Annotated in this window: 33 protein-coding genes, 1 tRNA gene and 2 pseudogenes; 19 read left to right on the plus strand and 17 right to left on the minus strand. The window is 69.2% G+C overall.

Annotated features, from left to right (window positions below; all coding sequences use genetic code 11):
* Positions 1 to 85 precede the first annotated feature (85 nt).
* Complete coding sequence (locus ACXJJ3_RS10095) at positions 86 to 1,294, plus strand: multidrug effflux MFS transporter (protein WP_458169707.1); 1,209 nt, start codon at positions 86 to 88, stop codon at positions 1,292 to 1,294.
* On the plus strand, positions 1,279 to 2,301 hold the full coding sequence (locus ACXJJ3_RS10100) for a zinc-dependent alcohol dehydrogenase family protein (protein ID WP_458169708.1): 1,023 nt from the start codon (positions 1,279 to 1,281) through the stop codon (positions 2,299 to 2,301). The genes ACXJJ3_RS10095 and ACXJJ3_RS10100 overlap by 16 nt, the downstream gene beginning before the upstream one ends.
* Positions 2,302 to 2,303: 2 nt before the next feature.
* Here ACXJJ3_RS10100 and ACXJJ3_RS10105 read toward each other — a convergent pair whose 3' ends face one another.
* Entirely contained in the window at positions 2,304 to 3,896 is a 1,593-nt protein-coding gene (locus ACXJJ3_RS10105) for an FAD-dependent monooxygenase (RefSeq protein WP_458169709.1), read from the minus strand.
* Between ACXJJ3_RS10105 and ACXJJ3_RS10110 the strand changes: the two genes are divergently transcribed.
* The gene (locus ACXJJ3_RS10110) at positions 3,886 to 5,355 is read left to right on the plus strand and encodes a sulfatase-like hydrolase/transferase (RefSeq protein ID WP_458169710.1); all 1,470 of its coding nucleotides are present in this window, start codon (positions 3,886 to 3,888) and stop codon (positions 5,353 to 5,355) included. The two genes, ACXJJ3_RS10105 and ACXJJ3_RS10110, sit on opposite strands and share 11 nt — an antisense overlap.
* Here ACXJJ3_RS10110 and ACXJJ3_RS10115 read toward each other — a convergent pair.
* A complete protein-coding gene (locus ACXJJ3_RS10115) occupies positions 5,352 to 5,867 on the minus strand; it encodes a PadR family transcriptional regulator (RefSeq protein ID WP_458169711.1) in 516 nt (171 codons plus the stop codon). The two genes, ACXJJ3_RS10110 and ACXJJ3_RS10115, sit on opposite strands and share 4 nt — an antisense overlap.
* 94 nt (positions 5,868 to 5,961) lie before the next feature.
* Between ACXJJ3_RS10115 and ACXJJ3_RS10120 the strand changes: the two genes are divergently transcribed.
* From ACXJJ3_RS10120 to ACXJJ3_RS10130, 3 genes are read left to right on the plus strand one after another with little or no spacing between them, the layout of a single operon-like run.
* A complete protein-coding gene (locus tag ACXJJ3_RS10120) occupies positions 5,962 to 6,543 on the plus strand; it encodes a hypothetical protein (RefSeq protein WP_458169712.1) in 582 nt (193 codons plus the stop codon).
* The gene (locus tag ACXJJ3_RS10125; RefSeq protein WP_458169713.1) at positions 6,540 to 6,773 is read left to right on the plus strand and encodes a hypothetical protein; all 234 of its coding nucleotides are present in this window, start codon (positions 6,540 to 6,542) and stop codon (positions 6,771 to 6,773) included. Before ACXJJ3_RS10120 ends, ACXJJ3_RS10125 begins: the two co-directional genes overlap by 4 nt.
* On the plus strand, positions 6,770 to 6,940 hold the full coding sequence (locus ACXJJ3_RS10130) for a hypothetical protein (RefSeq protein WP_458169714.1): 171 nt from the start codon (positions 6,770 to 6,772) through the stop codon (positions 6,938 to 6,940). The genes ACXJJ3_RS10125 and ACXJJ3_RS10130 overlap by 4 nt, the downstream gene beginning before the upstream one ends.
* Here ACXJJ3_RS10130 and ACXJJ3_RS10135 read toward each other — a convergent pair.
* Entirely contained in the window at positions 6,906 to 7,481 is a 576-nt protein-coding gene (locus tag ACXJJ3_RS10135) for a TetR/AcrR family transcriptional regulator (RefSeq protein ID WP_458169715.1), read from the minus strand. The genes ACXJJ3_RS10130 and ACXJJ3_RS10135 overlap by 35 nt on opposite strands.
* Before the next feature lie 96 nt (positions 7,482 to 7,577).
* Between ACXJJ3_RS10135 and ACXJJ3_RS10140 the strand changes: the two genes are divergently transcribed.
* A complete protein-coding gene (locus ACXJJ3_RS10140; protein ID WP_458169716.1) occupies positions 7,578 to 8,603 on the plus strand; it encodes an aldo/keto reductase in 1,026 nt (341 codons plus the stop codon).
* Here the strand turns inward: ACXJJ3_RS10140 and ACXJJ3_RS10145 are convergent.
* Together ACXJJ3_RS10145 and ACXJJ3_RS10150 are read right to left on the minus strand one after the other, a co-directional pair.
* The gene (locus tag ACXJJ3_RS10145) at positions 8,569 to 9,204 is read right to left on the minus strand and encodes a phosphotransferase (protein ID WP_458169717.1); all 636 of its coding nucleotides are present in this window, start codon (positions 9,202 to 9,204) and stop codon (positions 8,569 to 8,571) included. The genes ACXJJ3_RS10140 and ACXJJ3_RS10145 overlap by 35 nt on opposite strands.
* 3 nt (positions 9,205 to 9,207) lie before the next feature.
* A complete protein-coding gene (locus tag ACXJJ3_RS10150) occupies positions 9,208 to 9,807 on the minus strand; it encodes a TetR/AcrR family transcriptional regulator (protein ID WP_458169718.1) in 600 nt (199 codons plus the stop codon).
* Positions 9,808 to 9,833: 26 nt separating this feature from the next.
* On the opposite strand from ACXJJ3_RS10150, the gene ACXJJ3_RS10155 reads away from it, so the two are divergent.
* Genes ACXJJ3_RS10155 through ACXJJ3_RS10165 form a run of 3 tightly spaced genes read left to right on the plus strand, consistent with a single transcriptional unit; the run spans position 9,834 to position 12,409 of the window.
* Positions 9,834 to 10,631, plus strand: coding sequence for an alpha/beta fold hydrolase (locus ACXJJ3_RS10155; protein WP_458169719.1), 798 nt, complete (start codon positions 9,834 to 9,836; stop codon positions 10,629 to 10,631).
* A 41-nt stretch (positions 10,632 to 10,672) separates the two neighbouring features.
* Positions 10,673 to 11,410, plus strand: a complete 738-nt coding sequence (locus tag ACXJJ3_RS10160; RefSeq protein WP_458169720.1) for a phosphotransferase family protein — start codon at positions 10,673 to 10,675, stop codon at positions 11,408 to 11,410.
* A gap of 39 nt (positions 11,411 to 11,449) precedes the next feature.
* Positions 11,450 to 12,409 (plus strand): GlxA family transcriptional regulator, encoded by a 960-nt coding sequence (locus tag ACXJJ3_RS10165; RefSeq protein WP_458169721.1) that lies wholly within the window; start codon positions 11,450 to 11,452, stop codon positions 12,407 to 12,409.
* 5 nt (positions 12,410 to 12,414) lie between these two features.
* On the opposite strand, the gene ACXJJ3_RS10170 is transcribed toward ACXJJ3_RS10165, so the two are convergent.
* Positions 12,415 to 12,789, minus strand: a complete 375-nt coding sequence (locus ACXJJ3_RS10170) for a hypothetical protein (protein ID WP_458169722.1) — start codon at positions 12,787 to 12,789, stop codon at positions 12,415 to 12,417.
* A gap of 114 nt (positions 12,790 to 12,903) precedes the next feature.
* Here ACXJJ3_RS10170 and ACXJJ3_RS10175 point away from each other — a divergent pair, with 114 nt between their 5' ends.
* The 3 genes from ACXJJ3_RS10175 (at position 12,904) to ACXJJ3_RS10185 (ending at position 15,956) form a co-directional block, all read left to right on the plus strand.
* Positions 12,904 to 13,674: a class I SAM-dependent methyltransferase gene (locus ACXJJ3_RS10175; RefSeq protein ID WP_458169723.1), complete on the plus strand. Its 771-nt coding sequence runs from the start codon at positions 12,904 to 12,906 to the stop codon at positions 13,672 to 13,674.
* 44 nt (positions 13,675 to 13,718) lie between these two features.
* Positions 13,719 to 14,069 carry a hypothetical protein gene (locus ACXJJ3_RS10180; RefSeq protein WP_458169724.1) on the plus strand — a complete coding sequence of 117 codons (351 nt, stop codon included), beginning with the start codon at positions 13,719 to 13,721 and terminating at the stop codon, positions 14,067 to 14,069.
* Positions 14,070 to 14,486: 417 nt separating this feature from the next.
* The gene (locus ACXJJ3_RS10185; RefSeq protein ID WP_458169725.1) at positions 14,487 to 15,956 is read left to right on the plus strand and encodes an HNH endonuclease signature motif containing protein; all 1,470 of its coding nucleotides are present in this window, start codon (positions 14,487 to 14,489) and stop codon (positions 15,954 to 15,956) included.
* Here ACXJJ3_RS10185 and ACXJJ3_RS10190 read toward each other — a convergent pair.
* Positions 15,934 to 16,443 (minus strand): phosphotransferase, encoded by a 510-nt coding sequence (locus ACXJJ3_RS10190; protein ID WP_458169726.1) that lies wholly within the window; start codon positions 16,441 to 16,443, stop codon positions 15,934 to 15,936. The two genes, ACXJJ3_RS10185 and ACXJJ3_RS10190, sit on opposite strands and share 23 nt — an antisense overlap.
* Before the next feature lie 341 nt (positions 16,444 to 16,784).
* Here ACXJJ3_RS10190 and ACXJJ3_RS10195 point away from each other — a divergent pair, with 341 nt between their 5' ends.
* Together ACXJJ3_RS10195 and ACXJJ3_RS10200 are read left to right on the plus strand one after the other, a co-directional pair.
* Positions 16,785 to 17,714: a transglutaminase-like domain-containing protein gene (locus ACXJJ3_RS10195; RefSeq protein WP_458169727.1), complete on the plus strand. Its 930-nt coding sequence runs from the start codon at positions 16,785 to 16,787 to the stop codon at positions 17,712 to 17,714.
* An 11-nt stretch (positions 17,715 to 17,725) separates the two neighbouring features.
* Positions 17,726 to 18,283 carry a dihydrofolate reductase family protein gene (locus ACXJJ3_RS10200; RefSeq protein ID WP_458169728.1) on the plus strand — a complete coding sequence of 186 codons (558 nt, stop codon included), beginning with the start codon at positions 17,726 to 17,728 and terminating at the stop codon, positions 18,281 to 18,283.
* Positions 18,284 to 18,352: 69 nt separating this feature from the next.
* On the opposite strand, the gene ACXJJ3_RS10205 is transcribed toward ACXJJ3_RS10200, so the two are convergent.
* A complete protein-coding gene (locus ACXJJ3_RS10205) occupies positions 18,353 to 18,664 on the minus strand; it encodes an EthD family reductase (RefSeq protein ID WP_458169729.1) in 312 nt (103 codons plus the stop codon).
* Positions 18,665 to 18,826: 162 nt separating this feature from the next.
* Between ACXJJ3_RS10205 and ACXJJ3_RS10210 the strand changes: the two genes are divergently transcribed.
* The gene (locus ACXJJ3_RS10210; protein ID WP_458169730.1) at positions 18,827 to 19,123 is read left to right on the plus strand and encodes a winged helix-turn-helix transcriptional regulator; all 297 of its coding nucleotides are present in this window, start codon (positions 18,827 to 18,829) and stop codon (positions 19,121 to 19,123) included.
* Between the two features lie 115 nt (positions 19,124 to 19,238).
* Here the strand turns inward: ACXJJ3_RS10210 and ACXJJ3_RS10215 are convergent.
* The 6 genes from ACXJJ3_RS10215 to ACXJJ3_RS10240 form a co-directional block, all read right to left on the minus strand.
* Positions 19,239 to 19,314, minus strand: a tRNA-Ala gene (locus ACXJJ3_RS10215).
* A gap of 502 nt (positions 19,315 to 19,816) precedes the next feature.
* Positions 19,817 to 20,461 carry a histidine phosphatase family protein gene (locus ACXJJ3_RS10220; protein WP_458169731.1) on the minus strand — a complete coding sequence of 215 codons (645 nt, stop codon included), beginning with the start codon at positions 20,459 to 20,461 and terminating at the stop codon, positions 19,817 to 19,819.
* The gene (gene rsfS, locus ACXJJ3_RS10225) at positions 20,458 to 20,841 is read right to left on the minus strand and encodes a ribosome silencing factor (RefSeq protein ID WP_458169732.1); all 384 of its coding nucleotides are present in this window, start codon (positions 20,839 to 20,841) and stop codon (positions 20,458 to 20,460) included. The genes ACXJJ3_RS10220 and rsfS overlap by 4 nt, the downstream gene beginning before the upstream one ends.
* An 8-nt stretch (positions 20,842 to 20,849) precedes the next feature.
* Complete coding sequence (nadD, locus tag ACXJJ3_RS10230; RefSeq protein WP_458169733.1) at positions 20,850 to 21,461, minus strand: nicotinate-nucleotide adenylyltransferase; 612 nt, start codon at positions 21,459 to 21,461, stop codon at positions 20,850 to 20,852.
* 21 nt (positions 21,462 to 21,482) lie between these two features.
* Complete coding sequence (locus ACXJJ3_RS10235) at positions 21,483 to 21,641, minus strand: hypothetical protein (protein WP_458169734.1); 159 nt, start codon at positions 21,639 to 21,641, stop codon at positions 21,483 to 21,485.
* 29 nt (positions 21,642 to 21,670) lie between these two features.
* Positions 21,671 to 21,799, minus strand: coding sequence for a hypothetical protein (locus tag ACXJJ3_RS10240; protein WP_380198860.1), 129 nt, complete (start codon positions 21,797 to 21,799; stop codon positions 21,671 to 21,673).
* Between the two features lie 144 nt (positions 21,800 to 21,943).
* Between ACXJJ3_RS10240 and ACXJJ3_RS10245 the strand changes: the two genes are divergently transcribed.
* Positions 21,944 to 22,393 carry an Lrp/AsnC family transcriptional regulator gene (locus ACXJJ3_RS10245; RefSeq protein WP_209698918.1) on the plus strand — a complete coding sequence of 150 codons (450 nt, stop codon included), beginning with the start codon at positions 21,944 to 21,946 and terminating at the stop codon, positions 22,391 to 22,393.
* Here ACXJJ3_RS10245 and ACXJJ3_RS10250 read toward each other — a convergent pair.
* Together ACXJJ3_RS10250 and ACXJJ3_RS10255 are read right to left on the minus strand one after the other, a co-directional pair.
* Entirely contained in the window at positions 22,326 to 22,709 is a 384-nt protein-coding gene (locus ACXJJ3_RS10250) for a hypothetical protein (RefSeq protein ID WP_458169735.1), read from the minus strand. The genes ACXJJ3_RS10245 and ACXJJ3_RS10250 overlap by 68 nt on opposite strands.
* 67 nt (positions 22,710 to 22,776) lie before the next feature.
* Positions 22,777 to 23,226: pseudogene (locus ACXJJ3_RS10255) on the minus strand (MFS transporter); the annotation flags it as partial.
* On the opposite strand from ACXJJ3_RS10255, the pseudogene ACXJJ3_RS10260 reads away from it, so the two are divergent.
* A pseudogene (locus ACXJJ3_RS10260) lies at positions 23,225 to 23,533 on the plus strand (winged helix-turn-helix transcriptional regulator); the annotation flags it as partial. The pseudogenes ACXJJ3_RS10255 and ACXJJ3_RS10260 overlap by 2 nt on opposite strands.
* A gap of 133 nt (positions 23,534 to 23,666) precedes the next feature.
* A complete protein-coding gene (locus tag ACXJJ3_RS10265; RefSeq protein WP_458169736.1) occupies positions 23,667 to 23,978 on the plus strand; it encodes a redoxin domain-containing protein in 312 nt (103 codons plus the stop codon).
* Here the strand turns inward: ACXJJ3_RS10265 and ACXJJ3_RS10270 are convergent.
* Positions 23,965 to 24,849: an alpha/beta fold hydrolase gene (locus tag ACXJJ3_RS10270; protein ID WP_458169737.1), complete on the minus strand. Its 885-nt coding sequence runs from the start codon at positions 24,847 to 24,849 to the stop codon at positions 23,965 to 23,967. The two genes, ACXJJ3_RS10265 and ACXJJ3_RS10270, sit on opposite strands and share 14 nt — an antisense overlap.
* Positions 24,850 to 24,872: the final 23 nt, after the last annotated feature.

A 24,872-nucleotide genomic window follows, 5' to 3' on the forward strand; every position in this document is an offset into this window, starting at 1 on the left:
CTGCCGGTACACCTCTCGAGCGGGCCTTCTTCACCGTCGTTCCGGGCGCTTGCATGGAGATGCAAGCGATGCCGAGAGGAACCAGATGAGCCTGACCGTCGAGCGGTCGCCGGAAACCAGCAGTGCACTTACCGCTACGGTGCTCGGTGCCGTCGTCCTGATCACCGCGATCGCCCCGCTGGCCACGGACATGTACGTCCCGGCCTTCCCGCTGGTCACACGCGACCTCGACGCGAGCGCCACCGAAGTACAGCTGACGCTCACCACGTTCTTCGTCGGGATGGCGCTCGGGCAGCTGATCGGCGGCCCGTTCTCGGACCGGATCGGGCGCCGGCGGCCGCTCCTGGTCGCGTTGCTGGTGCTGACGGTCGCGTCGGTCGCGTGCGCGTTCAGCCCGTCCGTCGGCGTGATGATGGGCGCCCGGCTGGTGCAGGGCCTCAGTGGCGGCTGGGCGATGGTCATCGCCCGGGCGGTCGTCGTCGACCTGACCTCCGGAGCCCGGCTGGTCCGGACGATGAACCTCGTCTCCGGGATCGCCGGGGTGGCGCCGATCGCCGGTCCGCTGGCCGGCGCGGCCGTGCTCCATTTGTCGACCTGGCGGGTGTCGTTCTGGCTCGTCGCCGCGCTCGCGGCGCTGATGGTCGTGACGGTCGCGATCGGCGTACCGGAGACTCTCCGGCAGCCCGGCCGTTCGGCCAGGTGGTCGGCGGACGTACTGCGGAATCGCGCGTTCACCGGCTACCTGGTGGTGTTCGCGTTCTCGATGGGCACGATCTTCGCGTACGTCGCCACGTCCGCGTTCGTCCTGCAGTCGATGAACGGCCTGTCACCGATCGCGTACTCCGTGGACTTCGCGGCGAACGCCGTCGGCCTGACCCTCGCCACGCTGGCCGCCGCGCGGCTGGCGGATCGGATCCCGACCCGCGTGCTCGTCGGCGCGGGACTGATCGCGACCGTCTCGGCCGGCGTGCTGCTGCTGGCCGGCGCACTGTGGTTCGGTATGCCGCTGCCGCTCGCGCTGATCGGGTTCTTCGTGCTGATGACCGCCCAGGGCTTCGTCGGGCCGAACGCCGGCGCACTCGCCTCGGCGCGGGTACCCGATCATCCCGGCACCGGTTCGGCACTCCTCGGGTTCCTGCAGTGGTGCATGGCCGGCGTCATCGCCCCGCTCGCGGGGCTCGGGGGCGAGCGGAGCGCCGTACCGATGGCGGTCATCGTGCTCGTCCTGTCGGCCCTTTCCCTGTTCGCATTGATCACCAACAAGCGAGGTGTACTTCCATGCGTGGAGTCATGATGTACGGTCCCGGCGACGTTCGGGTCGAGGAGCGGGCGGATCCGGTGCTCGAGCGGCCGACCGATGCGGTCATCCGGCTCGCCGCCACCTGTGTCTGCGGGTCGGACCTCTGGTCGTACCGGGGTCAGGACAAGGTCGACGGGCCGACGCCGATGGGGCACGAGTACGTCGGTGTCGTCGAGGAGGTCGGGTCCGCGGTGACGTCCGTGAAACCTGGGGACTTCGTGATCGGGTCGTTCTTCGCGTCCGACAACACCTGCGAGATCTGCCGCGCCGGATACCAGTCGCGCTGCGTGCACGCCGTACCGATGGGGGCCGTCGGCACCCAGTCCGAGCTGGCCCGGGTGCCGCTCGCGGACGGCACGCTGGTCGCGGTGCCGGGGACGCCCGACGCCGACCTGGTCCCGTCGTACCTGGCCGCCTCCGACGTCCTCGGGACGGGGTGGTTCGCCGCCGTCGCCGCGGCTGCCGGGCCGGGGAAGACCGTGGCGGTCGTCGGTGATGGAGCGGTCGGGCTGCTCGGCGTGCTCGCGGCCCGGCAACTCGGGGCCGAGCGGATCATCGCGATGAGCCGGCACGAACCGCGGCAGCAACTGGCGCTGGAGTACGGCGCGACCGACATCGTCACCGAGCGCGGGGACGCGGGCGTTGCCCGGATCAAGGACCTCACCGACGGGTACGGCGCGCACAGTGTGATCGAGGCGGTCGGGACCCAGGAGTCGATGCTGCAGGCGATCCGCGCGACCCGCGCCGGCGGCCATGTCGGATACGTTGGCGTCGCCCACGACGTCAGCCTGCCCGGCGACGAGCTGTTCTTCTCCGGCGTGCACCTGCACGGCGGACCGGCGCCCGTCCGTCAGTACCTGCCGACGCTGATCGACCTGATCGCACGCCGCGTGATCGACCCGGGCAAGGTCTTCGACCTGAGCGTCCCGCTGGCGGACGCCGCCACGGCGTACGAGGCGATGGACCGGCGCACCGCGATCAAGGCGCTGCTGCTCGTCTGAGGTCAGCACCACCTGGTCAGCGCGGCGTCGAGCGTCGACGGGTCGTCGGCCCAGGCGACGACGCCGTCGGGGCGGAGCAGGACGGCCTTCAGCCCGAGGTCGTCGGCAGGGCGGGCGGCGACGTAGCGGATCCGGTCGGCGTACTCCTGGAGGTCGCCGGTGAAGTCGAGGAGCAGCCCGCCGCCGTCCTGCATCAGGTCGGCCAGGCGGGTGCCGTCCTCGAAGCTGAAGTCCGGCGCGTTCCGGCCCTCCAGCGGGTGGTCGCCGACGTCGTACCGGAACTCCAGGCCGGACAGCTTGCTGTACACGTACGCCGTACCGTCCTTCGTCTGCAGCAGGTCGCGGACCAGGCGCTGGGTCGCGGCGGCGTTCGGGCCGGGCTTCATCACCAGCGCCTGGGCGCGGGTCCAGTCGAGCACCCACTCCCCGATCGGGTGCCGCTCGGATGTATACGTATCCACCAGCGCCTCCGACGCCTCGCCGCGCGCGACGGCCGCGAGCTTCCAGCCGAGGTTCATCGCGTCACCGAGCCCGGTGTTCAGCCCCTGCCCGCCGAGCGGTGCATGGATGTGCGCGGCGTCGCCGGCCACCAGCACACGGCCGTTCCGGTACGTCGTGGTCTGCATCGCGCGGTCCGTGAACGTCGACGCCAGCCGTACCTCGGCCACCGTCACGTCGGTCTCCGACACGCGCCGCAGAACCGACTGCAGGTGCTCCCGCGTCAGCTCCCGGGTCCGGTCGAACGCGCCGCCGTCGAAATCCATCATCGCGACGTGCCCGTCGGCGTGCATGACCAGGTACATCCCGGACGGCGTCAGGTTGAACCCGCCCGCGAGCTTCTCCGGATCCGCGAGTGTCGCCTGCAGTACGTACCCGGTGAACTGCGGCTCGGTCCCCACGAACTCGAACCCGGCCGGCCGCCGGATAGCGCTCCGCCCGCCGTCGCACCCGACCGCCCAGCGCCCCGCGTACTCCTGCGCACCGGCCCGCACCACGACGTGGTCGTCGTACTGCGTGACCCCGTCGACGGCGACGCCGTACCGGACCTCGACGCCGAGCTTCACCGCCCGCTCGGTCAGCACGTTCCCGACCGATTCGAGGCTCGTCATCAGCATCCCCGGCAGCACACTCGGCAGCTGGTACGGCGGCGTGTCGAGGCCGGAGCCGTCCAGCATGATGCCCGCGAAATGCCCCACCCGCCGCGAACCGGCCGGCGCCTCCTCGGTGTCGGCCGCCGCCGTCAACGCGTCCAGCAGCCCGCGCCGGGCGAACGCCTGGATCGATGCCGCCGACAACCCGCGCATCCCCAACGGCCACGCCCGCCACGGCGACTGCCCTTCCGGCTCCTTCTCGAGCACCAGCACCGAGCCGCCGGCCAGGCCGACCTCGCAGGCCAGCATCAGTCCCACGGGGCCCGCACCTACTATCACCACGTCGTACATCGTCGTCTCCTCTCTTGGTGCACCCACCGTCGCAACCCGGCCGCACGTCGCGCTGGCACGGCGCTGTCGCAGCGGGCTCAGTAGTACGACAGGACACGGCACCGATTTGTCTGGTCGCCGCGGCGGGCATAGCGTCACAGAGGTGCAGAACATCCTGTTCCTGATGACCGACCAGCACCGCGTCGACACACTTGGTGCCTACGGCAACCAATTGGGTACGACGCCGAACCTGGACGCGCTGGCCCGGACCGGAACCCGGTTCGACCGCTGGTACACACCGACCGCGATCTGTACGCCGGCCCGCGCCAGCCTGCTCACCGGGCAGGCGCCGTTCCGGCACAAGCTGCTCGCGAACTACGAGCGCAACGTCGGGTACATCGAGGACCTCGGCGAGGGCACGTTCACGTTCTCGCAGGCACTCCGCGACCGCGGGTACAACTGCGGCCTGATCGGCAAGTGGCACGTCGGCACGAACAGGTCCGCGGGCGACTTCGGGTTCGACGGGCCGGACCTGCCGGGCTGGCACAACCCGGTCGACCACCCGGGCTACCTGGCGTACCTCGACGACCACGGGTTCCCGCCGTACGAGATCTCCGACCGGATCCGCGGGACACTGCCGAACGGCGGCCCGGGCAACCTGCTCGCCGCCCGCCTGCACCAGCCGGTCGAGGCGACGTTCGAGCACTACCTCGCCACCCGCGCGATCGAGCAGCTCGAGTCGTACGCCGGCGAGCCGTTCTTCCTCGCGCTGCACTTCTTCGGCCCGCACCTGCCGTACATCCTGCCGAACGAATACTTCGACCTCATCGACCCCGCCGACGTCGAGCTGCCCCGTTCCATCGCCGAAACCTTCCAGGGCAAGCCGCCGGTGCAGAAGAACTACAGCGCGCACTGGACGTTCGACACGATGCCGATCGAGACGACCCGGAAGCTGATCGCGGTCTACCAGGGCTACGTGGCGCTGATCGACTTCGAGATCGGGCGGGTGCTGGCCGCGATGGAGCGGCTCGGGCTGACCGACGACACCGCGGTGTTCTTCACCTGCGACCACGGCGAGTTCACCGGATCGCACCGCCTGCACGACAAGGGGCCGGCGATGTACGAGGACATCTACCGCACACCGGGGATTCTCCGGGTGCCCGGTCAGCCGGAGGGCGTCGTCCGGGACGAGTTCGTCAGCCTGCTCGACTGCACCGCGACGATCCTCGAACTCGCCGGCGCCGACCCGAAGCCGGCCGTCGACTCACGCAGCCTGCTCCCGCTGGTGACGGGCGAGCCGGCCGAGTGGGCGGACGACATCGTCTGCGAGTTCCACGGCCACCATTTCCCTTATCCACAACGGATGCTGCGCACCGACCGGTACAAGCTGGTCGTCAACCCGGACTCGGTGAACGAGCTGTACGACCTGGAGCTCGACCCGGACGAGCTCCTCAACGTGTACGACCACCCGGAGCAGGCCGCCGTCCGCGGACGCCTGATGCGCCGCCTGTACCAGGTACTGCGCGACCGCGGCGACAACTTCTACCACTGGATGACGTCCATGTACGACGTCGGCGACGTCAGCTACGACCCGAGCCTGAGCGGCCTGGACGAGTCGACGTACAACAACTAGTCCTTCGGCAGCTGGGTCTGCGCCCACTCGGCCCATTCGCGATGCATGGCCGCGAAGCGCAGACCCCACTGAAGAACGATCCGCCCGTGTACCGCGAGATCACCCTCGGTCCAGTCGGTGGACCGTTCGAGCGTCCGCAGGTCCTGCTCGACCCCGTTCATCCGCTGGACGCCGCGCTCCAGGAAGGCCTGCGCCTCGGCCGGTGAGACCGTCCCGAGGAAGAACACCCGCAGCATCAGGTCGTCGCGGCGCCGCCGCGGCCGGTCGTCGAGCAGCCAGCGCCGCAGCTCGTCCCGCCCGGCGTCGGTGATCGCGTACTCCTTGCGCCCCCGCGGTCCCTCGGCACTGACCGTCACGTGCCCGTCCGCGGACAGCTTCGCCAATTCGCCGTACACCTGGCTCTGGGTCGCCGGCCAGACGTTGGCCAGCGAGATCTCGAAGCGGCGCATCAGGTCGTACCCACTGGCCGGCTGGTCGGCGAGCAGGCCGAGCATCGCGTGTCGAAGACTCATGTCCGCATCCTACATTCCACTGTTGACATGTCGAGAGATGAGCATCTAGTTTCGACATGTCACTACTGGAATGTCAGGGAGTACGGATCATCTCATGAGCTATCTCCGCAGCTTCGCCCCGTGGATCATCTACGCGATCGCGACCACCAAGCTGGACTGGCGGTTCTGCGCGCTGATCGGGCTGGTCATCGCGCTCGGACTCGTCGGCTGGGAACTGTCCACCGGCAAGAAGCTCGAGTCGATGGTGATCGAACTGAGCGCCGCCGTGTTCTTCACGCTGGTCGCGGTGATCGCGTTCGCCGCACCGCAGGCGCCGCTGCACGAGAACCTGCTGGCGATGTCGTCGGCCTGGCTCGCGCTGACGGCGTGGGGATCGCTGGCGATCCGGCGGCCGTTCACGCTCGGCATCGCCCGCACGATGGTCGAGCGCGAGATCTGGGACAACCCGGTGTTCCGGCGTACGAACGTCATCATCACGCTCGTGTGGGCGATCAGCTTCACCGTCGAAGGCATCGCCGCCGCGGTGATCACCGCGGTCGCTCCGCACATGGCCGCGCCGGTGATCGCGCTCCGGATCGCCTCCTTCGCGGTCCCGGTCGTCTTCACGGTCCGCTACTCGAAATACGTCCGCGCCCGGGCTGTCGAAGCCGCCCGCGGGTCTTCGTTGCAGAGGTGAAGACCACCTACGACGAGGAGCACATCGTGTACACGTTCGACATCTTCAGCAGCCTGGACGGGTTCGGGTCGCACACCGGCGACTGGGGCGGGTACTGGGGGAAGCAGGGGCCGGAGTTCCTGGCGCATCGGCTGGAGCAGTACTCCGCCGACCAGCGGATGGTGATCGGCGGCACCACCCATCGGGTGAACACCCGGATGCTGGGCGCGGGCGAGGAGTTCGACCCGTGATACAGCCGCTCGACTGGCCGATTTTCCCGGTCATCACCGGGCAGACGGGCATCAGCCCGATCTTCGGCGGCGCGCTCGACTTCGATCTCGAACTGCTCGAGGCGCGCCCATTCGACGGCAACACCCAGGAGCTCACGTACCGTCCGACGCTGCACGTGGCACGGTGAGGCCGGCGGCGAACACGGCGACGGTACGGCGGGCGTCGTACCGCTCGTCGTCGTTCGCGCCGATGCAGAGGTTGCCGATGGCCCGCATCAGCTCGAGGGCCTGGACGTCCGTGCGGTTGACCTCACCGGATGCGCGCGCGGCGGCGAGCAGCTCGGCGCAGACCGGGACGAGCTCGTCGAGGAAGTAGGCGTGCAGCCCGGCGCCCTGACTCAGCGCGTCCGGCAGGCCGTGCTTGGTGACCAGGAAGTCGACGAACCCGTTGATCCAGCGGAGCAGCGCGGCGTACGCCGTCGGCTCGGACGTCAGGTACTGCGAACCGGCCCGGGCAAGCTCCTCGACCTGATGCCGGTAGACCGCGACGACCAGGTCCGCACGGCTCGGGAAGTGCCGGTACACCGTGCCGACGCCGACCCCGGCTCGGGCGGCGATGTCCCGCACCGGCGCGTCGACGCCGGACGCGACGAACGCCGCGGCGGCCGCGTCGAGCAGCGCCTTCTCGTTCCGGCGGACGTCGGCCCGCCGGCGTGGCTGCTCCTGCACGTGACCCCTCCCTTGCGAATCGGAACATCGTTCCGTATTGTCGAATGCGGATCAGCGTTCCGCTTTGATCTCCATCATGACAGCACCGGAGGACCCATGCAGTACCGCACCCTCGGCCGGACCGGCATCCAGGTCAGCACGCTCGCGCTCGGCGCGATGAACTTCGGCGCGATCGGCCGCACCGGCCCCGACGAGGTCACCGCGATCATCGACGCCGCCCTCGCCGCGGGCATCAACCTGATCGACACCGCCGACATGTACTCCGACGGCCAGTCCGAAGAACTCGTCGGCGCCGCGATCGCCGGCCGCCGCGACGACGTCGTCCTCGCCACCAAAGCCGGCCTCCCGATGGGCGAGGACCGCAACCGGCGCGGGGCGTCCCGCCGCTGGCTCACGACCGCGCTGGACAACAGCCTGCGCCGGCTCGGCGTCGAGTACGTCGACCTGTACCAGGTGCACCGGTGGGACCCGACCACCAGCGACGAGGAGACGCTGTCCGCGCTGACCGACCTGCAGCGCGCGGGCAAGATCCGGCACTTCGGCACGTCCGAGTACCCGGCGTACCGGCTGGTCGAGACCCAGTGGACCGCCGACCGCCACCACCTCAGCCGCTTCACCACCGAACAGCCGAACTACTCCCTGCTGCAACGCGGCGCCGAGCGGGAGGTCCTGCCGGTCGCCGAACAGTACGGCCTCGGCGTCCTCACCTGGAGCCCGCTGGCCTCAGGCTGGCTCTCCGGCGCCGTCCGCGCAGGTCACCCGACGACCACCAACCGCGCCACCGTCATGCCCGACCGCTTCGATCCCACAGTCCCCAGCAACGCCACCAAACTGGAAGCCGTCGAACAACTGGCCGCCCTGGCCGCCCAATCCGGCCTCACCCTGATCCAACTGGCCCTGGCCTTCACCACCACCCACCCCGCCGTCACCAGCACCCTCCTGGGCCCCCGCACCCTCGCCCACCTCACATCCCAACTGACCGCCGCCGACACCACCCTCACCCCCGACATCCTCAACACCATCGACAAAATAGTGGCCCCCGGCACCGACCTCTCCCCCACCGAAAAACACTCCGTCGTCCCGGCGCTCACCAACCCATCTCTCCGCCGGCGAGCGAGTTGAGGTAAGCGAGGTCGCGGAGGTAGCCGGCTCCGTGGTGCCACGGGGCCGGTTGTTCCCATTGCGCGCGCCAGCCGGGGCGATCTTGGGCGGCCCAGATACGCATCGTGTCGTAGGCGGCCTGGATACGGACCGGGATCGTGGTCAGCACCTCTTGCCATTGCTCAGGCGAGCAGCCGTACGCGTCCCGGATTCGCAGCATTCGTTCGCGCACGGGGGTCGGGCTCGGCCAGCCCATCGGTGCGAGGTTCTCCGGCGCGGCCAGCGGGACGAGGGTGTACGCGAGGTACGCGAGGTCCCAGGCCCGCGGTCCGGGCGCCGCCGTATCCCAGTCGACGAACGCGACGACCTCGCCGTCGCGGATCAGCAGATTCCACGGCGCGAGGTCGTTGTGGCAGACAACCTCAGGCGCACCCGCCGGCACCGGCGCCACCTGCCAATTGCTTGCCTCCGGCATCCACCCCGCGACCGCATCGTGGTACTGGCGCAACAACCCGGCAGCGCTGTCGAGCACGGCATCACCACATACCTCAGGCCGAGGCGTCTCCCCCTCGACCCGCGACAACACCTCCCGCCCGCCGTCGAGACGCTGCTCCGGATCCATGCGTCAGCGCCTGGTCAGTTGCGTCAGGGCGCGGCGGAGTTTGGGATCGCGGCGAGAGCCCGCATGCTCGAGTAGAGCCACCTCCGCAACCAGCCCGACCCAGAGTCGCGCGGTCTGCTGCGGATCGGGCCAACCCAGCGCAGCGAAGTCCGCCCGGACCTCCTTCGCGCTGGTGGTGTTGCGAGCAAGGATCTCGTCGGCGATCTGCGGATCCGCACGAGCCTCCAACAGCAGAGCACGCACACCCCGATGCTCCAGGCACGTATCGAGATAAGTGCGAGCGATCGCATCCAACCGATCCGCACCAGGTTCGAGACCGCGCATCGCCGCACGGATCTGCCCGAACAGCCGGTCATGAAACTCACGATGCAACGAGATCACATACGCCGACCGATCGCCGAAGTGATGGAAGAACGTCCCCTTCGAGACCCCCGCCTCCTCCACGAGCAGGTTGACACTCAGCCCCATCAGCCCGGTCCGCTCAGCCAACCGCAGGCCCGCGTCGACCAACCGCTGCCGAGTCTCGGCGGCCGCAGCCTGCCGCTTCCCCACAGTGTCGTTACTCACCCGGCTATCGTATGGTTTGACCGACCGGTCGGTCAATGAACCGCTCGAAGGAGCATCCCACCATGCCGTACCTTCCGTCGTCCGCGGGCCGGGTCGCGTACTCCGACACCGGATCCGGCCCCGTCCTCGTCCTCCTGCACGCCACGCTGCACGACCGCCACGACTTCGACCCCGTCCTGCAAGCGCTCGCCGCGGACCACCGCGTGATCGCCGTCGACTGGCCCGGCCACGGCGAGTCGGACCCGGACGCGGGCGGCCGGGCGGTGACCGCTCCCCTGCTGGCCGACGTACTCGAGGAGCTGACCCTCGCCCAGGACCTGCGCGACCTCCGCCTGATCGGCAACTCCGTCGGCGGTTTCGCGGCCGCCCGTCTCGCGATTCGCCACCCGGAGCGCGTCGCCGGCCTCGTGCTGGTCGACAGCGGCGGCTTCGCGGGCCACGACCCGTTCTCCCGTACGCTCTTCCGCACCATCGGTACGCCGGCCGTCGCGAAGCGCCTGATGCCCTACTTCGTCCGCAGCTACATGCGTCCGCGGACGCCGAGCGACCACGCGATCGTCGACCGTACGGTCGCCCGCGCCCGGACCGCCCACGGCGCCGCCCTCGCCGCGTCGATGTGGCGCAGTTTCGCCACCCCCGACCACGACCTGCACGCCCAGGCCGACCGTCTCACCGCGCCGACCATGATCATCTGGGGCACCAAGGACACCGCGGCCCCGCTCCGGGCCGGCCGCGAGACCCACAAACACCTGCCGAACGCCACGCTGACTACGTTCGACACCGGCCACGTAGTCTTCTCCTCCGCTCCCGAAGCCTTCCTGGAGACCGTCCACCCCTTCCTCGCCGCGATCCCGCGATAAACCGGGTGACCTCAGCCGCCGCGGTCGGGAGAATGCGTGCCGTGGACGAGGTTCAGGTGGTCGTGGCGCACAGTGAACGGACGACCCTGCGCGTCGGGGACATGTTCGTGAAGATCGACGGCAACGCGCGGAACCTCGAGATCGAGGCCGCGGCGATCCAGCTGGCGCCGGTGCCGACGCCGGAGGTGCTGTGGCACAAGCCGAACGTGCTCGCGCTGGCCGCCGTACCCGGGACAGCGCTCGGGCGGCTCGGGGAGCCGTCGCCCGCGTCGCCGGAGGCGTGGGCCGCGGCCGGGGCCGCCGTACGGAAGTTGCATGAGGCACCGTTACCGCCGTGGCCGGCGCCGAGCAGTGAGCGGGTCACCGAGTGGCTGGACCGCGAGTGCGAGTGGCTGATCGCGAACGAGGTCCTTCCGGCCGAGGTGATCGTCCACAATCGCGAGATCGCCGAGCTGGCGTTCCGCCCGTGGGAGCCGGTGTTCGCGCACGGCGACCTGCAGATCACCCATATCTTCACCCAAGGCGACGAGGTCACCGGCATCATCGACTGGTCCGAGGCGAGCCAGGGCGACCCGTTGAACGACCTCGCCGTTCTCACGCTCGGACACGAGGAATGCCTCGACGACCTGCTCGCCGGGTACGGCATGGACGTGGACGTCGAGGTGATCCGCGCCTTGTGGTCCCTGCGCAGCTTGCGGGCGTCGCGCTGGCTGATCGAGCACGGGTTCGACCCGAACGAGCCGGGCGGCGAGTTCGACGTACTCCGCGCCCGGATGTGAGGCGTACTCCGCCGCAGTGATTCACAGTACGGTGGGCCAATGATGCCGCACCGGGTGGTCGTCGTCGGGTACGACGACGCGGAGCTGGTGGACATCGCCTGCGTCACCACGGCGCTCGGGCTCGCGAACCGACTCGGCGCGGATCCGGCGTACCAGGTCGTGCTCGCGACGGTCGGCGGCGGCGCGGTCCGTTGCGAGACCGGGCTGACGTTGCAGGCCCAGGCGCGGCTCGAGACGGTACGGCGGGTCGACACGGTGATCGTGTCCGGCGGTGCAGGGCATCAGACGGCGGCGCGTGACGTCGAACTCGTACGGCAGGTACGCCGGCTCGCCGCCGGCGCTCGGCGGGTGGCGTCCGTGTGCACGGGTGCGACCGTACTCGCCGCGGCGCGGCTGCTCGACGGCAAGCGCGCAACCACGCACTGGCTGTACGCCGCCGAGCTCGACCGGGCGTATCCGGCCGTGCAGGTCGATCCGTCGCCGATCTTCGTCCGGGACGGCGCGATCGCGACCTCGGGCGGCGTGACGGCGTCGCTCGACCTGACACTCGCGTTCGTCGAAGAGGACCACGGCGCCGAACTCGCGCGCTGGGTCGCGATGGGCATGGTCACGTACCTGCAGCGGCCCGGGAACCAGGCGCAGATGAGCATGTTCACCGCGGCGCCGCGCCCGGATCATGCCGTCGTACGACTGGTGACCGATTACGTCGTCGCACACCCGGACGCCGACCTCAGCGTCGCCGCGTTGGCCGCTCGCGCGGGCGTCAGCGGTCGGCAGCTCACGCGCCTGTTCCGCGAGCACACCGGGGAGTCGCCGGCCAACGCCGTACGGCGGATGCGGCTGGAGATCGCGGCCCGGCTGGCGGCGACCACGGAGCTCCAGTTGTCGCAGATCGCCCGCCGGTGCGGGTTCAGTTCGGCCGAGACGTTGCGGCAGGCGTTCGCGGCCAGGTTCGGGGTGAGTCCGCGGGCGTTCCGGCGTACGCAGACTCGGTCGTGAGCGCGTCAAGCCGTCGCCGTTCGGCGCCGGCGCGTCCACGCGACGGCGAACAGGATCGCGAAGGCGAGATGCACGACGAGGAACACCCGCGCGAGATCGCGCGCGTTGCCGGTGGCAACTCCGGCAAGATCGTTGGCGGCGACAACACCGAATCCGACGAGATTCGCCAGTAAAACAGGAGTATTTGCCGCCTTGCGGGTCAGCCAATTGAGCAACGCGATACCCAGAAACGGCCCGCCGAGCAATCGCAGCAATGCCAGGAGCTCCGGCGACGCATCCTCCGGTACGGCGCCGACGCCGAACTGCGCCGGGACGAACAGCAACGCGAGTCCGACGGCTCCGAGATACACGGCCGCGGCGGTAAGGACGTACTTGACCATCTGGCCATCGTGCAGTCCGACGTCGGGGCGTGGTGGCGCCGGTCCGGAATCCTGGGATACCGGTCCTCTAAAACTGTTTCCCTTCCCGTCGTCGCGGCTGCCAGACTCATCAGAATGAGCGAGCACACAGCGCGCGCGATCCGCCTCTTCGACGAACTGGCGGCTGGGTACGACGAGATCCTTCCGTTCTTCCGGGGATTCGCCGAACTGCACGTCGACTGGCTGGATCCCCGACCCGGCACGGCCGCCCTCGACCTCGGCGCCGGCAGCGGATCGCTCACCGGCGTACTGCTCGACCACGGCTGCAAGGTCACCGCCGTCGACGCGGCACCCGCGATGGTCGCCAAACTCGCGCGACTGCACCCGACCGCCGAGACCCGCGTGATGGACGCGCACCACCTCGACTTCCCCGACGCAAGCTTCGACCTGGTCTGCGCCGGCTTCGTCATCCACCTACTCGACGACCCCGCGGCCACCGCCGCCGAGGTACGCCGGGTACTGCGACCCGGCGGCGTGTTCTCGTTCTCGACCCCGTGCGACGTCAAGGACGCACCGGAATGGGACTTCTACGGCGCGCTGTTCCGCGAGTACCAGCCCTACATCCCCACAGGCAAAGGCCGCCTCGGCCGCCCCCTCAACGGCGAGCAACTCCTCACCGCCACCGGCTTCCACACCGTCACCCAGACCGACGTCGAGCAACGCCTCCACGTCCCCGACGCCGACACCTTCTGGAACTGGGCCCTCTCCCACGGCTCAAGAGCCTTCATCGACGCCCTCCCCACACCCCAACGCACCGAATTCGAGTCCCGCGTCCGCCAACACCTAGCCACCATGCACCCCATAACCCACCCCACCGCCGCCACCCTCACCCGCGGCATCCACTGATACGACAAGTACTCATGACCGGGGATCGAGCGAGGCGCAGCTGGATGGAAGGCCATCTGGAGTGGGCAGCCCAAGAGTTCCAGGTCCAGCAGATCGGTACGCCGATCCACACCTCGCGGCTGCATTCCGTCGGTTGCCGCGTACTCGACTCCGGCGAGGACGCCGGGTTGCGGGTCGTGTACGCCGATCCTGAGTGGGGCGACGGCGACTACCTCGAGTCGAACCTGGCTGCCAACGCGATCCGCGGCGTACCCAAACCAACCGTCAAACGCTGGCGCGAGTGGAGCGACCACGATCGACGAATGCGCGGAGAACTCAGCACCTCGTCGCCGACCCCGCCATCTCGACCGACCTGGCACCGACGCACGAGCCGCAGATCTCCACCAGCTGGCTGACCGATCTCGACACCGCACTCCATACGCTCGCGACACATCCCGTGCCCGACCACGGCGTGGACGCTGCCGACGTCAACGACGGCATCAGAGCGTTCTTCGGCATCGAGATCGACATCAGCCCACGCTTCTCTGTACGACGCTCGCGTATCCGGCGCTCGCCGAGCGACTCCGCGTCGCGCTCGCCCGCTTCCTCGACGGCCCGACCGCCCGCGTCGCAATCCTGGCCGCGGCCACCCGCTGCCTCCGCTTCGCCGACGGCGGCGAACTGACCGAGTTGGCACTCCCCGTACGCAGCCTCGCACTCGAGCATCTCTAGCGACACCCAGACCTCCGGCGTGTCGGCACTTCCCTTACCTGCAGGGGATTTCATCCCCTTGCCGATTTGGCCGAGACCATTTCGTGACCTACCATGAACATATGTTCGATTGTGAGCTGGATGACCTCGACACCGCCGGCGTGCTGGCCGCGGCGGCCGAGTGCGCCCAACTCCAAGAACAGGCCGCCGTGGGCCTACTCCAAGCAGCCCTGGCCTTCGCCGACCGGAACGCCGTACTCGAGGGCTACCCAGACGATCCCCTACGCGGCGGCCCTCTGCCCGGCCTCGAGAGGCTCCGCGTCTACGGCGGCGAAGGATGCCCTGGGGTCGCAGAATTCGCGCCCATCGAGTTCGGCGCGGTCGTGGGGATGTCGAGCGGAGCCGCAGCCTCACTGATCGGAGAAGCCCTGGCATTGCGCCACCGCCTACCCAAAGTGTGGGCAGCTGTCCTGGCCGGCAAGGCCGCCGCCTGGCGCGCCCGGAAGATCGCCGACGCCTGCCTCACGTTGTCCCCCGAAGCCGCCGCCCTGGTCGACCGCCGAGTAGCAGGCATCGTCAACACAGTCACCCCAGGCGCCCTGTCGAGAATCACCAAGGCAGCAGTCCTGGAAGCCGATCCCACCCAGGCCCAGGACCAAGCCGAGGCCGCAGCCAGAACGCGCGGCGTCTTCGTAGCCCAGTCGGACATCCACGGCACAAAGCGCTTCTGGGTACGCGCCGCAGCAGGCGACGTGATCCGCTTCGACGCCACCATCGACGACCTGGCCCGCGCACTGAAGACCCTCGGCGACACAGCCCCGCTCGACGAACGCCGTGCGAAAGCAATCGGCTGGATCGCCGACCCCACAGCCGCCCACCACCTGATCGCCGTAGCCCGCCACCTGGCCCACACCGAGGCCTCCCCAACACCACCTCCCGAGCCCGCCGACGACGCATTCACGCGGCAGGCTCTGGCCGACTCCCTGCCAACCAAACTCGCCGCCGTCAAACAAGATGCCCACAGCAACGATCGCACCGCAGGCACCAGCAGCCCCCGCCGTCACACCCTGTACGTACACCTCACCGACCACACCCTCACGACCGGCACCGGCGTACTCCGAGTCGAAGAGCTCGGCCCCCTCCTCGCCACCCAACTCGGCGAACTGCTCGGCCACGACCAAGTCGTCGTCAAGCCCGTCATCGACCTCAACGACCAGCTCAGTGTCCACGCGTACGAGATCCCCGACCGCCTCCGCGAACGAGTCCGCCTACGCCACCCCGTCGACATGTTCCCGTACAGCGGAGCCGAGGCAACCCCACGAATGGACCAAGACCACATCAGGCCCTACGACCGCACCGGACCACCCGGCCGCGGCGGCCAAACCAGTACCGACAACCTCATACCCCTCACCCGACTCCACCACCGCGCCAAGACCTTCGGCGGCTGGAGAAGCCGACGGCTGCCCACCGGCGCCATCGAATGGACAAGCCGCCACGGCTACCGCTTCCTTGTCGACCACACCGGCACCCACCGAACAGACGCGCCGTCGTCCTCGAACACCCGGCCGATCAGTCCAGCAAAGCTGCGGTGAATGTCCCATGCTGCTCGCTCAACCAGGCCTGCAAGCGATCCCACCGCTCCCAGCCACCCCGCTCCGCAAGCGCCCGCACAAAGACAGGATCCCCACTGGCAACGCGCCCGGCCACAAACGCCCGACAAACCTCCGTAGCCTGCTCGACAACCTCCGGCAGCCGAGCCCGATCCTCCGCCCCAAGCCCATAGCTGTCCGCCAAGACCCGCAACCGCGCCGCCGCATCCAACCCGCCCGGGTACGAACCGGCGGCAGACGCAGGATCAAGCATCGGCACCCAGTAACGAGCCGCCATAGCCAGATCCCAAATCGGCCGCCCCGGCGCCGCCGTATCGAAATCAATCACCCCAACAGCACGCCCATCCCGGAACACGACGTTCTCCACACACACATCGTTGTGGCACAACATCGTTCCCCCCCTCCGGATCAGCAAAATCCCGAGCCCACTCAACATCCGCATCAACCGCAACCCCCGCACTGGCATCATGCAGCCCCCGCAACAGCCTCCCCACCGACTCCAAAGCACCCCGCGTCATCGCCCACTCCGCAAACGGCGGCAAAGCCACATCACCAGCGATGAACGTCAACTCCTCCCGCCCATCCCCAGTCAACCCAACCGGCACCGGCGCCCCACCAAACCCCCGCTCCCTCAACGCCAGCAGATAAGCATGCACCGCCCCCGCATTCCGCCCCGCCGGCCGCTCCACCACCCCACCCCGACGAACCACAGCCCCCACATTCACCATGCCCCCACCCAACGCCTCCCCCTCACCCGTCACAACAACCACGCTACCGCCAGACGGAAAGGGCCGAGCCCGATAGGCCGCCATGAACAGATTCGCGCGACACTCCGCCTTCTCCGATCCAGGGCAACACAGTCAGCTGCTCCGTGATCTCTCCGGGATCGAGGAAATCAGCACGGCCGTCAGCAACCTGATCCTCCACTACCGCGCCGAAGCGCACCTCCTCCACGACGACCGCCACGACGAGATCAATTCACGATGGATCTCAACAGTCCTGGACCTCGATCAGGCACGGACCCCTGGCCCACTGCTGTCCCCACGGCCGCCCGACGACCGGGTGGCGGGATGCTGCCGCGACCATGCCCTGCTCGCGGTCGCCGCCCTTCGCGAGCACGGGACCCCCGCGCGGACCCGCGTGGGATTCACCAGCTACTTCCCCGGACCGAAAGACTTCCGCGGCGATCACATCGTGGCCGAATGGTGGAACGGCCACCGCTGGCAGCGATTCGACCCCGAACTCGAGCCGGACAGCCGTTCGTTCGACGCCCGCGATCTACTGACCGGCGAGGGCGCGCCCTTCGAGACCGCCGCAGAAGTCTGGACGGGCTACCGCAGCGGCCGCCTGGACCCCACGCACTACGGCGTCGCGCCGAAGTCGGACCTGTCCGGGCCGGGATTCATCCGGACGTACGTAGTCATGGAACTCCTGCACCGCTTCGGTCACGAAGCACTCCTCTGGGACGAGGTCGGCGCCGAGATCACCGACCCCCAGACCGACGAACTCGCACAGCTGCTACGGGCCGGAGACGCCGGCGACATCGCAGCCGATGACCAACTGGAACAGCGATCCCGGACCGACCCGAAGCTCCGGCTAGGCCCAACAGTCACCCAACTCTCGCCGTACGGCGAGCCACCGACCACGATCGACCTCACACAGCGCGTCCGCCCACGAGATCGCTCACCACAGACGGAGGCGGCGCAGCGAAGCACGGACACGTCGCCGTACTGGCGCTAGGCTCGCCGGCCATGGGACTCCTCACGTTCAGCCTCAACCTGACCCTGGATGGTTGCGTCGACCACCAGGAGGGGATCGCCGACGACGAGACGCACGCGTTCTTCACGCGGCTCATGGACGAGGGCGGCGCGATGCTGTGGGGTCGCGTCACCTACGAGATGATGGAGAGCTACTGGCCGGCCGTCGCCCGCGGCGACGAGGAGGCGCCGCCGGCCGTGCGGGAGTGGGCGATCAAGCTCGATGCCAAACCCAAGTACGTGGTGTCGTCGACGCGCACCGACTTCCCGTGGACCAATAGCCACCACATCGCGGGCGATCTGCGTGAGGGCGTGCAGAAGCTCAAGGACGCGACCCCGGCCGGGGTCCTTCTCGGAAGCGGCAAGCTCGCGACCGAACTCGACCGGCTTGACCTGATCGACGAGTACCAGATGCTCGTCCACCCCAGGATCGCCGGCCACGGCCCGACGCTGTACCAGGGCGGCCTGCCCAGCACGCGCCGACTCGAACTCGTCTCGGCAGAGCCGCTCCGCAACGGCGTAGTGGCCATGCACTACCGCCGCGCGCGCTGAATCAACCGAGCCCGGCGCCAGCAGCCGAACGCCCTCCTCGCGCTCGCCACGGGTTGGCAAGAGCAAGGCTCAGCAGGCGCCGTCCTGCACCGCATAGTCGATGACGACCACACCACCGGTGGCGTAGTTGGCGACATCGGCCGACACCTGCTGGCCCTCCGCAGACGACCTCGCCGCGGTCATCGCCGCAGCGTCGGCGAACTCGGCCTCAAAGACCGCGAAGTACGGCGCCGGTCCCTGTGTCGCCTCCACCTCGAAGCTGTAGCGCCACGCGAGCAGACCGGGCATGCGCGCGACCAGCGGGAGGTGCTTGCTCACGTAGTACTCGCGGAAGTGGTCGCGATCGGCGGGCTCGGGATACAGCACCAGCAACTTGTGCACGGCAAACTCCGTTCGGCAGCAACCACAAGCGCTTCGGAAATCGAAGCGACGAGGCACACGATAGTGTGTCGAATATCGAAGCAGCAAGAGGGGACGGTACGACGGATGGCAGCGCCCAGGCCCGGACGAGCGGTCCGAGGTTCGACCACCGGCCGGCCGCTGATGGCCGCCCTCGACCTGTTCGGCCGCAGATGGAACCTGCGAATCATCTGGGAACTGCGCCAGGGACCCGTCGGATTCCGTGCCTTGCAGGAACGCTGCGACAACATGTCCTCCAGCGTCCTCCGACAACGCCTGACCGAACTACTCGAAGCCGCCATCGTCGAGCAGCACCCAGACACCACCTACGCCCTCACCGAACTTGGCCGCAGCGCCCACCGCGCCCTCCGCCCACTCGTCCGATGGTCCACCGACTGGGCCGAAACCCTCTCAACCACCGATTCCGAAGACGTCCACTAGCGCTTCTCATGACGTCGTTCGTGGCGAGATCGCCCCGGAACCGATCGTCACTCAGTTAGTCACTCAGGTCATACAAAAAGCCGATCTCCCGAGTGGGAGACCGGCCTCCGATCTGTGGTGGAGCTTAGGGGATTCGAACCCCTGACCTCTTCCATGCCATGGAAGCGCGCTACCAACTGCGCCAAAGCCCCGCGGTGTCCTTGCGACTCCGAAAGCTTAGCGGATGAGAGGCCGCAAAGAAAAATCGGTTCCCTCGTGGGGCTGGTGTGGTCCAGGACACCTTGGTTTCAGGGGTGTCGGGCGCGCGGTGATTACAGTACGTCGCTTCTGCGACGCGTGTCTGTCCCACCTTCGAGGGGTGGTGTTTCAAGGCCTTCAGCCGCCCGCTGGGGTGGTGCGATGGATGCACTCGCACGGGTTGGTGCATCTGCCGCATCCTGAGCCGGCAGTTGCTTCGCCGGAGCCCTGCGTGGGATCAGTTGCCTCGCCAGGGCATGCGCACCACGGAACAGCTTGCGCGCCGCCGCAGGCGGCCGACAGGCAGTCGCCGCGAAACGGCGATCTTCACAAACCCCACGCGGGGAGCAGTTGCTTCGCTAGGGCACGCGCAGCACTGGAACAGCTTGCGCGCCGCCGGAGGCGGCAGATAGCAGTCGCCGCGTCGCGGTGGCTGGGGTGGGTGTTCGCGGGTGGTTATTTTTGGGGGTCGTCGCTCATTACTGGTTCGGGGAGGGAGCCGGCGTTCCATTCTTCGATTCGCCAGCCGTGGCGGCCGGGGAGGAGGGAGACCCAGTTGCAGTTGGAGAGGCCGCCGAAGGCGGGCCAGTGGGGTTGGGGGATGCCCAGGAAGACGCAGATGCCGACGCGGGCGGCGAGGCCGTGGGTGGCGACGACGATGGTGTCTTCGGGGGTGCCTTCGGTGGAGATGCGGGTGAGGGCGGCGGCGAAGCGGGTGGCTACTTCTTCGACGGTTTCGCCGTTGGTGCCGCGGCGTTGGGGTTCGCCGCTTTTCATGCGGGCGGCGGCTTCGGGGTTGAGGGCGGCGAGTTCGGCGGAGGTGAGGCCGGCCCAGTCGTCGACGTCGATCTCGCGCAGGGCCTCGTCGTACTGGATCTTGAGGTCGGTGAGGACGGCGAGTTCACCGGCGGTGGCGGCGGCGCGCTGCAGGTCGCTGGCGAACAGGCGGGTGGGGGCGAGGGCCGCGAGGCGGGCGGCGGCGGCGCGGGCCTGGGCGATGCCGACCTCGTCGAGGGGGATGTCGGCCTGGCCCTGCATCTTGTTCTGGAGGTTCCACTCGGTCCGGCCGTGGCGCCAGACGATCAGCCGTCCGGCGGTCATTCAGCGGCAGCCGGGGCCGACTCGGACGGCAGCGTGATCGTGGGGCAGTCGCGCCACAACCGCTCCAGGGAGTAGAAGGCGCGCTCCTCGTCGTGCTGGACGTGGATGACGATCTCCAGGTAGTCGAGCAGCACCCAGCGACCCTCGCGGGCGCCTTCGCGGCGGACCGGCTTGGCGTCGAAGTCGACGCGGAGCTTCTCCTCGATGGCGTCCACGATCGCGCGCACCTGGCGGTCGTTGGAGGCGGACGCGACCAGGAACGCGTCGGTGATCGCGAGCTGCTCGGACACGTCGAAGGCGAGCACGTTCTCGGCCTTCTTGTCGTGTGCAGCTTCCGCGGCCGCGGTCAGCAGCTCGATGGCGCGTTCACTGGCAGGCATAAAACGTCCTAACGGTTGGCGTAGAGCTCACGCTTGGCGATGTACTGGACGATGCCGTCCGGCACCAGGTACCAGGTCGGGTTGCCCTTGGCGACCCGGGCCCGGCACTCGGTGGACGAGATCGCCAGCGCCGGCACCTCGAGCAGGGTGATCCGGTCCATCGGCAACCGGTCCAGCGGCAGCTCGAGCCCCTCGGTCCCCGGCCGGGTACAGCCGACGAACTGGGCGAGCTTGAACATCTCGTCCACGTCCCGCCAAGTGAGGATCTGGGCGAGCGCGTCGGCGCCGGTGATGAAGAACAGCTCCGCGTCCGGGTACAGCCTGGACAGGTCCCGCAGGGTGTCGATCGTGTACGTCGGCCCCGGCCGGTCGATGTCGACGCGGCTGACCGAGAACCGCGGGTTCGACGCGGTCGCGATCACCGTCATCAGGTACCGGTCCTCGGCCGGGGAGACCTTGCGGTCCGACTTCTGCCACGGCTGGCCGGTCGGGACGAAGATGACCTCGTCCAGGTCGAAGTACGACTGCACCTCGCTGGCCGCGACCAGGTGGCCGTGATGGATCGGGTCGAACGTGCCGCCCATCACGCCGATGCGTCGTACCCGCTCCACGGAAGCCACGTCAGCCCTTCACCACAGCGGTCAGCTGTGCGGCCGGCCCTTGCCCATGATGACGGTGACGAGCAGCAGCAGGACGAGGACGAACAGCGCGAACCCGCCGAACCACCACTTCGAGATGTGCGAGGCGTCGACCGCGGCCTCTTGTACGACCGCGATCAGCGGCACCAGGAGCGATTGCATGGTGCAGAGCCTATCTCGTGGCGGTCGAGTTAGCTCTTCCGGGCGGTACGGGTCAGCAGCCGGCGCCAGGTGGACGGGACGGCGTGCGCACGACGGGCCTGCGCCGCGGCGCGGTGCCGCTCGTCGATACGGGCACGGGCAACATCAGGGGTGATCATGGTTCCTTCACAGGGTTGATACGGCGGAGCCGGGGTGGACTGTCCCCGGTACCTCAAATTGTACGGCAAGTACTACGCTGTCACAAACGAATTGAAGGCACAAAGCATTCCCTGCCTTAGAATCTGCGGTGAACAGGAGACGTCATGGACGCGATCGACCGGCAGCTCATCGAGGCGCTGCGACTGAACGGCCGCTCCAGCTGGGCCGAACTCGGCCGCGAGGTCGGCCTGTCCGGCCCGAGCGTGCAGGAGCGGGTACGGCGGCTCGAGGAGCGCGGCGTCCTGCTCGGGTACCGCGCCGTCGTCGCCCCGGACCAGGTCGGGCTCGGCACCAGCGCACTGATCGGCCTGTTCCAGCGTGACGACGTGGAGACCGACGACATCGTCGAGCAGGTCCGGGAGATCCCCGCCGTCGAGGACTGCTGGTTCGTCGCCGGCGACCAGGAACTGGTGGTCAAGGTCCGGGTCGCCGACGTCACCCAGCTCGAGGCGGTCGTCGGCTCGCTGCGCCGGGTGAACGGCGTGGTCAGGACGCGGACGACGGTCGTACTGTCGACGCGCTGGGAAGGACGTCCGGCGCCGCTGCCCGAGTGACCAGCAGTACGCCGGCCGCCGCGAGCGCGAGCACCGCCGCGACCGGGTAGAGGAGCCGGGGCGCATGCTGGTACGCCGAACCGCCGAGGGCCGGGGCGAGGAACATCCCGCTGATCGACGCGGCCGCGTACAGGCTGGAGTACCGCCCGACCATCCCCTCCGGCGCGGCGTCCGCGACATGCGCCGTGGCGGTCGGCTTGTAGAGCATCTCCCCCGCGGTCAGCACCACGATCGCCACCGCCGCGCCGGCGAGCGCCGGCCAGACGCCGACGATCGCCTGCCCGATGCCGATACACGCGAAGCCGCCCGCGATCACCCGCGTCGCGCAGCAGCAGCGGCAGCGTCGCGAAGATCTGCCGGTAGACCGTGTCGACGACCACGATCGTCGCGAGCACCACGAGGACCGCGCGGTCGCGGAGAACGGACTTCCACAGCCCGGTCGGCGCGGCGGTCCGGGTACGCCGGGCCGCCGGGACCCAGCGCCATACGATCGCGGCCATCACGAGACTGGTCGCCGCGTCGAGGAAGAAGACCAGCGAGAAGTCGTACGTCGCGAGCAGACCGCCGAGCGGCGGGCCGATCGTGAAGCCGGCGTTCGTCGCGGTCCGGGACAGCGCGATCCCTTCGCGGCGGCGTTCCGCGGGCAGCGAGACCGCGATCGACGCGCCCGGCGTGAACGGCATCGCGACACAGCTGACCGCCCACAACAGCTGACTCGCGAGCGCCGTCGTCCGGAGGCCGAAGCGGTCGCCGAACCAGCCGCCGCCGAGGTTGCCACCGACCAGCCCCACGCCGTACGCCGCCGCGGCGAAGCCGGCCTGCTGCGCCGACATGCCGCGGTCCTCGACCAGGTACAGCGTCGGGTACACCCAGGCGAGCGCGCCGGGCAGCTCCGCGGGTGCGACCGTGCGGCGGAGCAGCTTCTCGCCCGAGCCGGACTGTGCGATCGCGCAGTCCCTCGGCGTCATCGGCGACGGCTGGGAACTGCTGATCGTCCGCGATCTGGCCCGCGGGCTGTCCCGGTTCGACGAGCTCGCCGGATCGCTGCCCATCTCCCGCAAGGTGCTGACCGAGCGGCTGAACGGGCTTGTCGACAGTCGGATTGTCGACAAGGTCGCGTACCAGGACCGGCCGACCCGGTACGCGTACCAGCTGACGCCGCGCGGACGGGCGCTCCTCCCGGTCCTCGTCGCCCTGCAGGTGCCGTCGATCGAGCTGCCGGACGGGTGGGACGGACGGGTGGGACGCCATCGCCGGGACGACCGGCTGCACGTTGGAGAACCGGCTCTTCGCCGGGCGGTACGGCGAGTTCAAGGACCAGGGCATCGCCGTCCGCGGGGTCAGTACGCAGCGACCCGACGAGCAACAGGCGTTCGCGGAGGCGGAGGACATCCCGCACCTGCTGCTGTCGGATCTCGAGCTGGAACTGGCCGCGGCGCTGCGGTTGCCGACGTTCCGGGCCGGTGGGTACGAACGGCTCAAGCGGGTCGTGCTGATCGTCGGAGCGGACCGCGTCGTCCGGGCGGTTCGCTACCCGGTGACGGACATCGCGGAGGCGGTCGACTGGGCGTTCACGACTGCTTGAAGAAGGCCTTCACGTCCGCGGCGATCCGCCGTACGATCTCCGGCTTGCCGGACGGGTTGACGCCGCCGGGGTCGGACGCCGAGCCGTGGTCGTAGCCGTCGTACTCGATCCGCCGGACGTTCGGCAGGACCTGCTCCAACCGGTCGCGGCCCGGCCCCAGACCGCGGAGGCCCTTGGTGCCGCCGAGCAGCAGTACGTCGGCGTCGACCGCGCGGAACCGGTCGAACGTGCCGCCCAGCTCGGCGACGATCGTGCCCTCGGCGTGGATCGTCGGCGCGAGGTCGCGGAGCAGCACCGCCCCGTCACCGGCCTGCCGGGCGTCCTTCGCGAGCATCTTCTCGGTCGCCCAGCGGAGTACGCCGCGCGGCACCGCCTTGAGAAACCCGGGCGCCATCTCGAACCCGAACATGCTCGTCACCATCGCGCCGGCGACGTCGCCGCGGGCGATCTGCTGGTCGAACCGTGCGAGCCATTCCCGGTGCGGCGCGCCGTCGAGGGCGATCGCCGGCTCGTACAGCGCGATCTGCTTCAGCGACGACAGCGTCCGCGCGGCCTCGAGGACGACCGCTCCCCCGGCGCTGACCCCGAACGCCCGCTCGGCGCCGGCCGCGGCCAGTACGGCGTCCAGGTCCTCGACCTCCGTGTGGACACCGTGGTCCGGGCGATGCGGACCGGAGAGGCCGCGACCGCGGCGGTCCGGGAGATACACGGTGAACTCGTCCGCGAGCTCCTGGGCGAACAGCGTGTGACTGGTCGCCGATTCCATGCTGCCGTGCAGCAGGACGACGGCCGGGCCCTGCCCGGTCTTGTAGTAGCCGATCTCGGTGCCGTCGCGGGAGGTCACGGCGCCCTGGGTCAGTTCTGCGCTCATGGATCGATAGTTACATATCATCT

This window comes from Kribbella sp. WER1, from assembly GCF_054189145.1.

Coding starts and splice junctions, on each gene's coding strand:
- ACXJJ3_RS10095 (WP_458169707.1), top strand. CDS start 86: ATGAGCCTGACCGTCGAGCGGTCGCCGGAAACCAGCAGTGCACTTACC.
- ACXJJ3_RS10100 (WP_458169708.1), top strand. CDS start 1,279: ATGCGTGGAGTCATGATGTACGGTCCCGGCGACGTTCGGGTCGAGGAG.
- ACXJJ3_RS10105 (WP_458169709.1), bottom strand. CDS start 3,896: ATGTTCTGCACCTCTGTGACGCTATGCCCGCCGCGGCGACCAGACAAA.
- ACXJJ3_RS10115 (WP_458169711.1), bottom strand. CDS start 5,867: ATGAGTCTTCGACACGCGATGCTCGGCCTGCTCGCCGACCAGCCGGCC.
- ACXJJ3_RS10120 (WP_458169712.1), top strand. CDS start 5,962: ATGAGCTATCTCCGCAGCTTCGCCCCGTGGATCATCTACGCGATCGCG.
- ACXJJ3_RS10140 (WP_458169716.1), top strand. CDS start 7,578: ATGCAGTACCGCACCCTCGGCCGGACCGGCATCCAGGTCAGCACGCTC.
- ACXJJ3_RS10145 (WP_458169717.1), bottom strand. CDS start 9,204: ATGGATCCGGAGCAGCGTCTCGACGGCGGGCGGGAGGTGTTGTCGCGG.
- ACXJJ3_RS10155 (WP_458169719.1), top strand. CDS start 9,834: ATGCCGTACCTTCCGTCGTCCGCGGGCCGGGTCGCGTACTCCGACACC.
- ACXJJ3_RS10165 (WP_458169721.1), top strand. CDS start 11,450: ATGATGCCGCACCGGGTGGTCGTCGTCGGGTACGACGACGCGGAGCTG.
- ACXJJ3_RS10170 (WP_458169722.1), bottom strand. CDS start 12,789: ATGGTCAAGTACGTCCTTACCGCCGCGGCCGTGTATCTCGGAGCCGTC.
- ACXJJ3_RS10175 (WP_458169723.1), top strand. CDS start 12,904: ATGAGCGAGCACACAGCGCGCGCGATCCGCCTCTTCGACGAACTGGCG.
- ACXJJ3_RS10180 (WP_458169724.1), top strand. CDS start 13,719: ATGGAAGGCCATCTGGAGTGGGCAGCCCAAGAGTTCCAGGTCCAGCAG.
- ACXJJ3_RS10185 (WP_458169725.1), top strand. CDS start 14,487: ATGTTCGATTGTGAGCTGGATGACCTCGACACCGCCGGCGTGCTGGCC.
- ACXJJ3_RS10190 (WP_458169726.1), bottom strand. CDS start 16,443: ATGATGCCAGTGCGGGGGTTGCGGTTGATGCGGATGTTGAGTGGGCTC.
- ACXJJ3_RS10195 (WP_458169727.1), top strand. CDS start 16,785: ATGAACAGATTCGCGCGACACTCCGCCTTCTCCGATCCAGGGCAACAC.
- ACXJJ3_RS10200 (WP_458169728.1), top strand. CDS start 17,726: ATGGGACTCCTCACGTTCAGCCTCAACCTGACCCTGGATGGTTGCGTC.
- ACXJJ3_RS10210 (WP_458169730.1), top strand. CDS start 18,827: ATGGCCGCCCTCGACCTGTTCGGCCGCAGATGGAACCTGCGAATCATC.
- ACXJJ3_RS10220 (WP_458169731.1), bottom strand. CDS start 20,461: ATGACCGCCGGACGGCTGATCGTCTGGCGCCACGGCCGGACCGAGTGG.
- rsfS (WP_458169732.1), bottom strand. CDS start 20,841: ATGCCTGCCAGTGAACGCGCCATCGAGCTGCTGACCGCGGCCGCGGAA.
- ACXJJ3_RS10235 (WP_458169734.1), bottom strand. CDS start 21,641: ATGCAATCGCTCCTGGTGCCGCTGATCGCGGTCGTACAAGAGGCCGCG.
- ACXJJ3_RS10240 (WP_380198860.1), bottom strand. CDS start 21,799: ATGATCACCCCTGATGTTGCCCGTGCCCGTATCGACGAGCGGCACCGC.
- ACXJJ3_RS10245 (WP_209698918.1), top strand. CDS start 21,944: ATGGACGCGATCGACCGGCAGCTCATCGAGGCGCTGCGACTGAACGGC.
- ACXJJ3_RS10270 (WP_458169737.1), bottom strand. CDS start 24,849: ATGAGCGCAGAACTGACCCAGGGCGCCGTGACCTCCCGCGACGGCACC.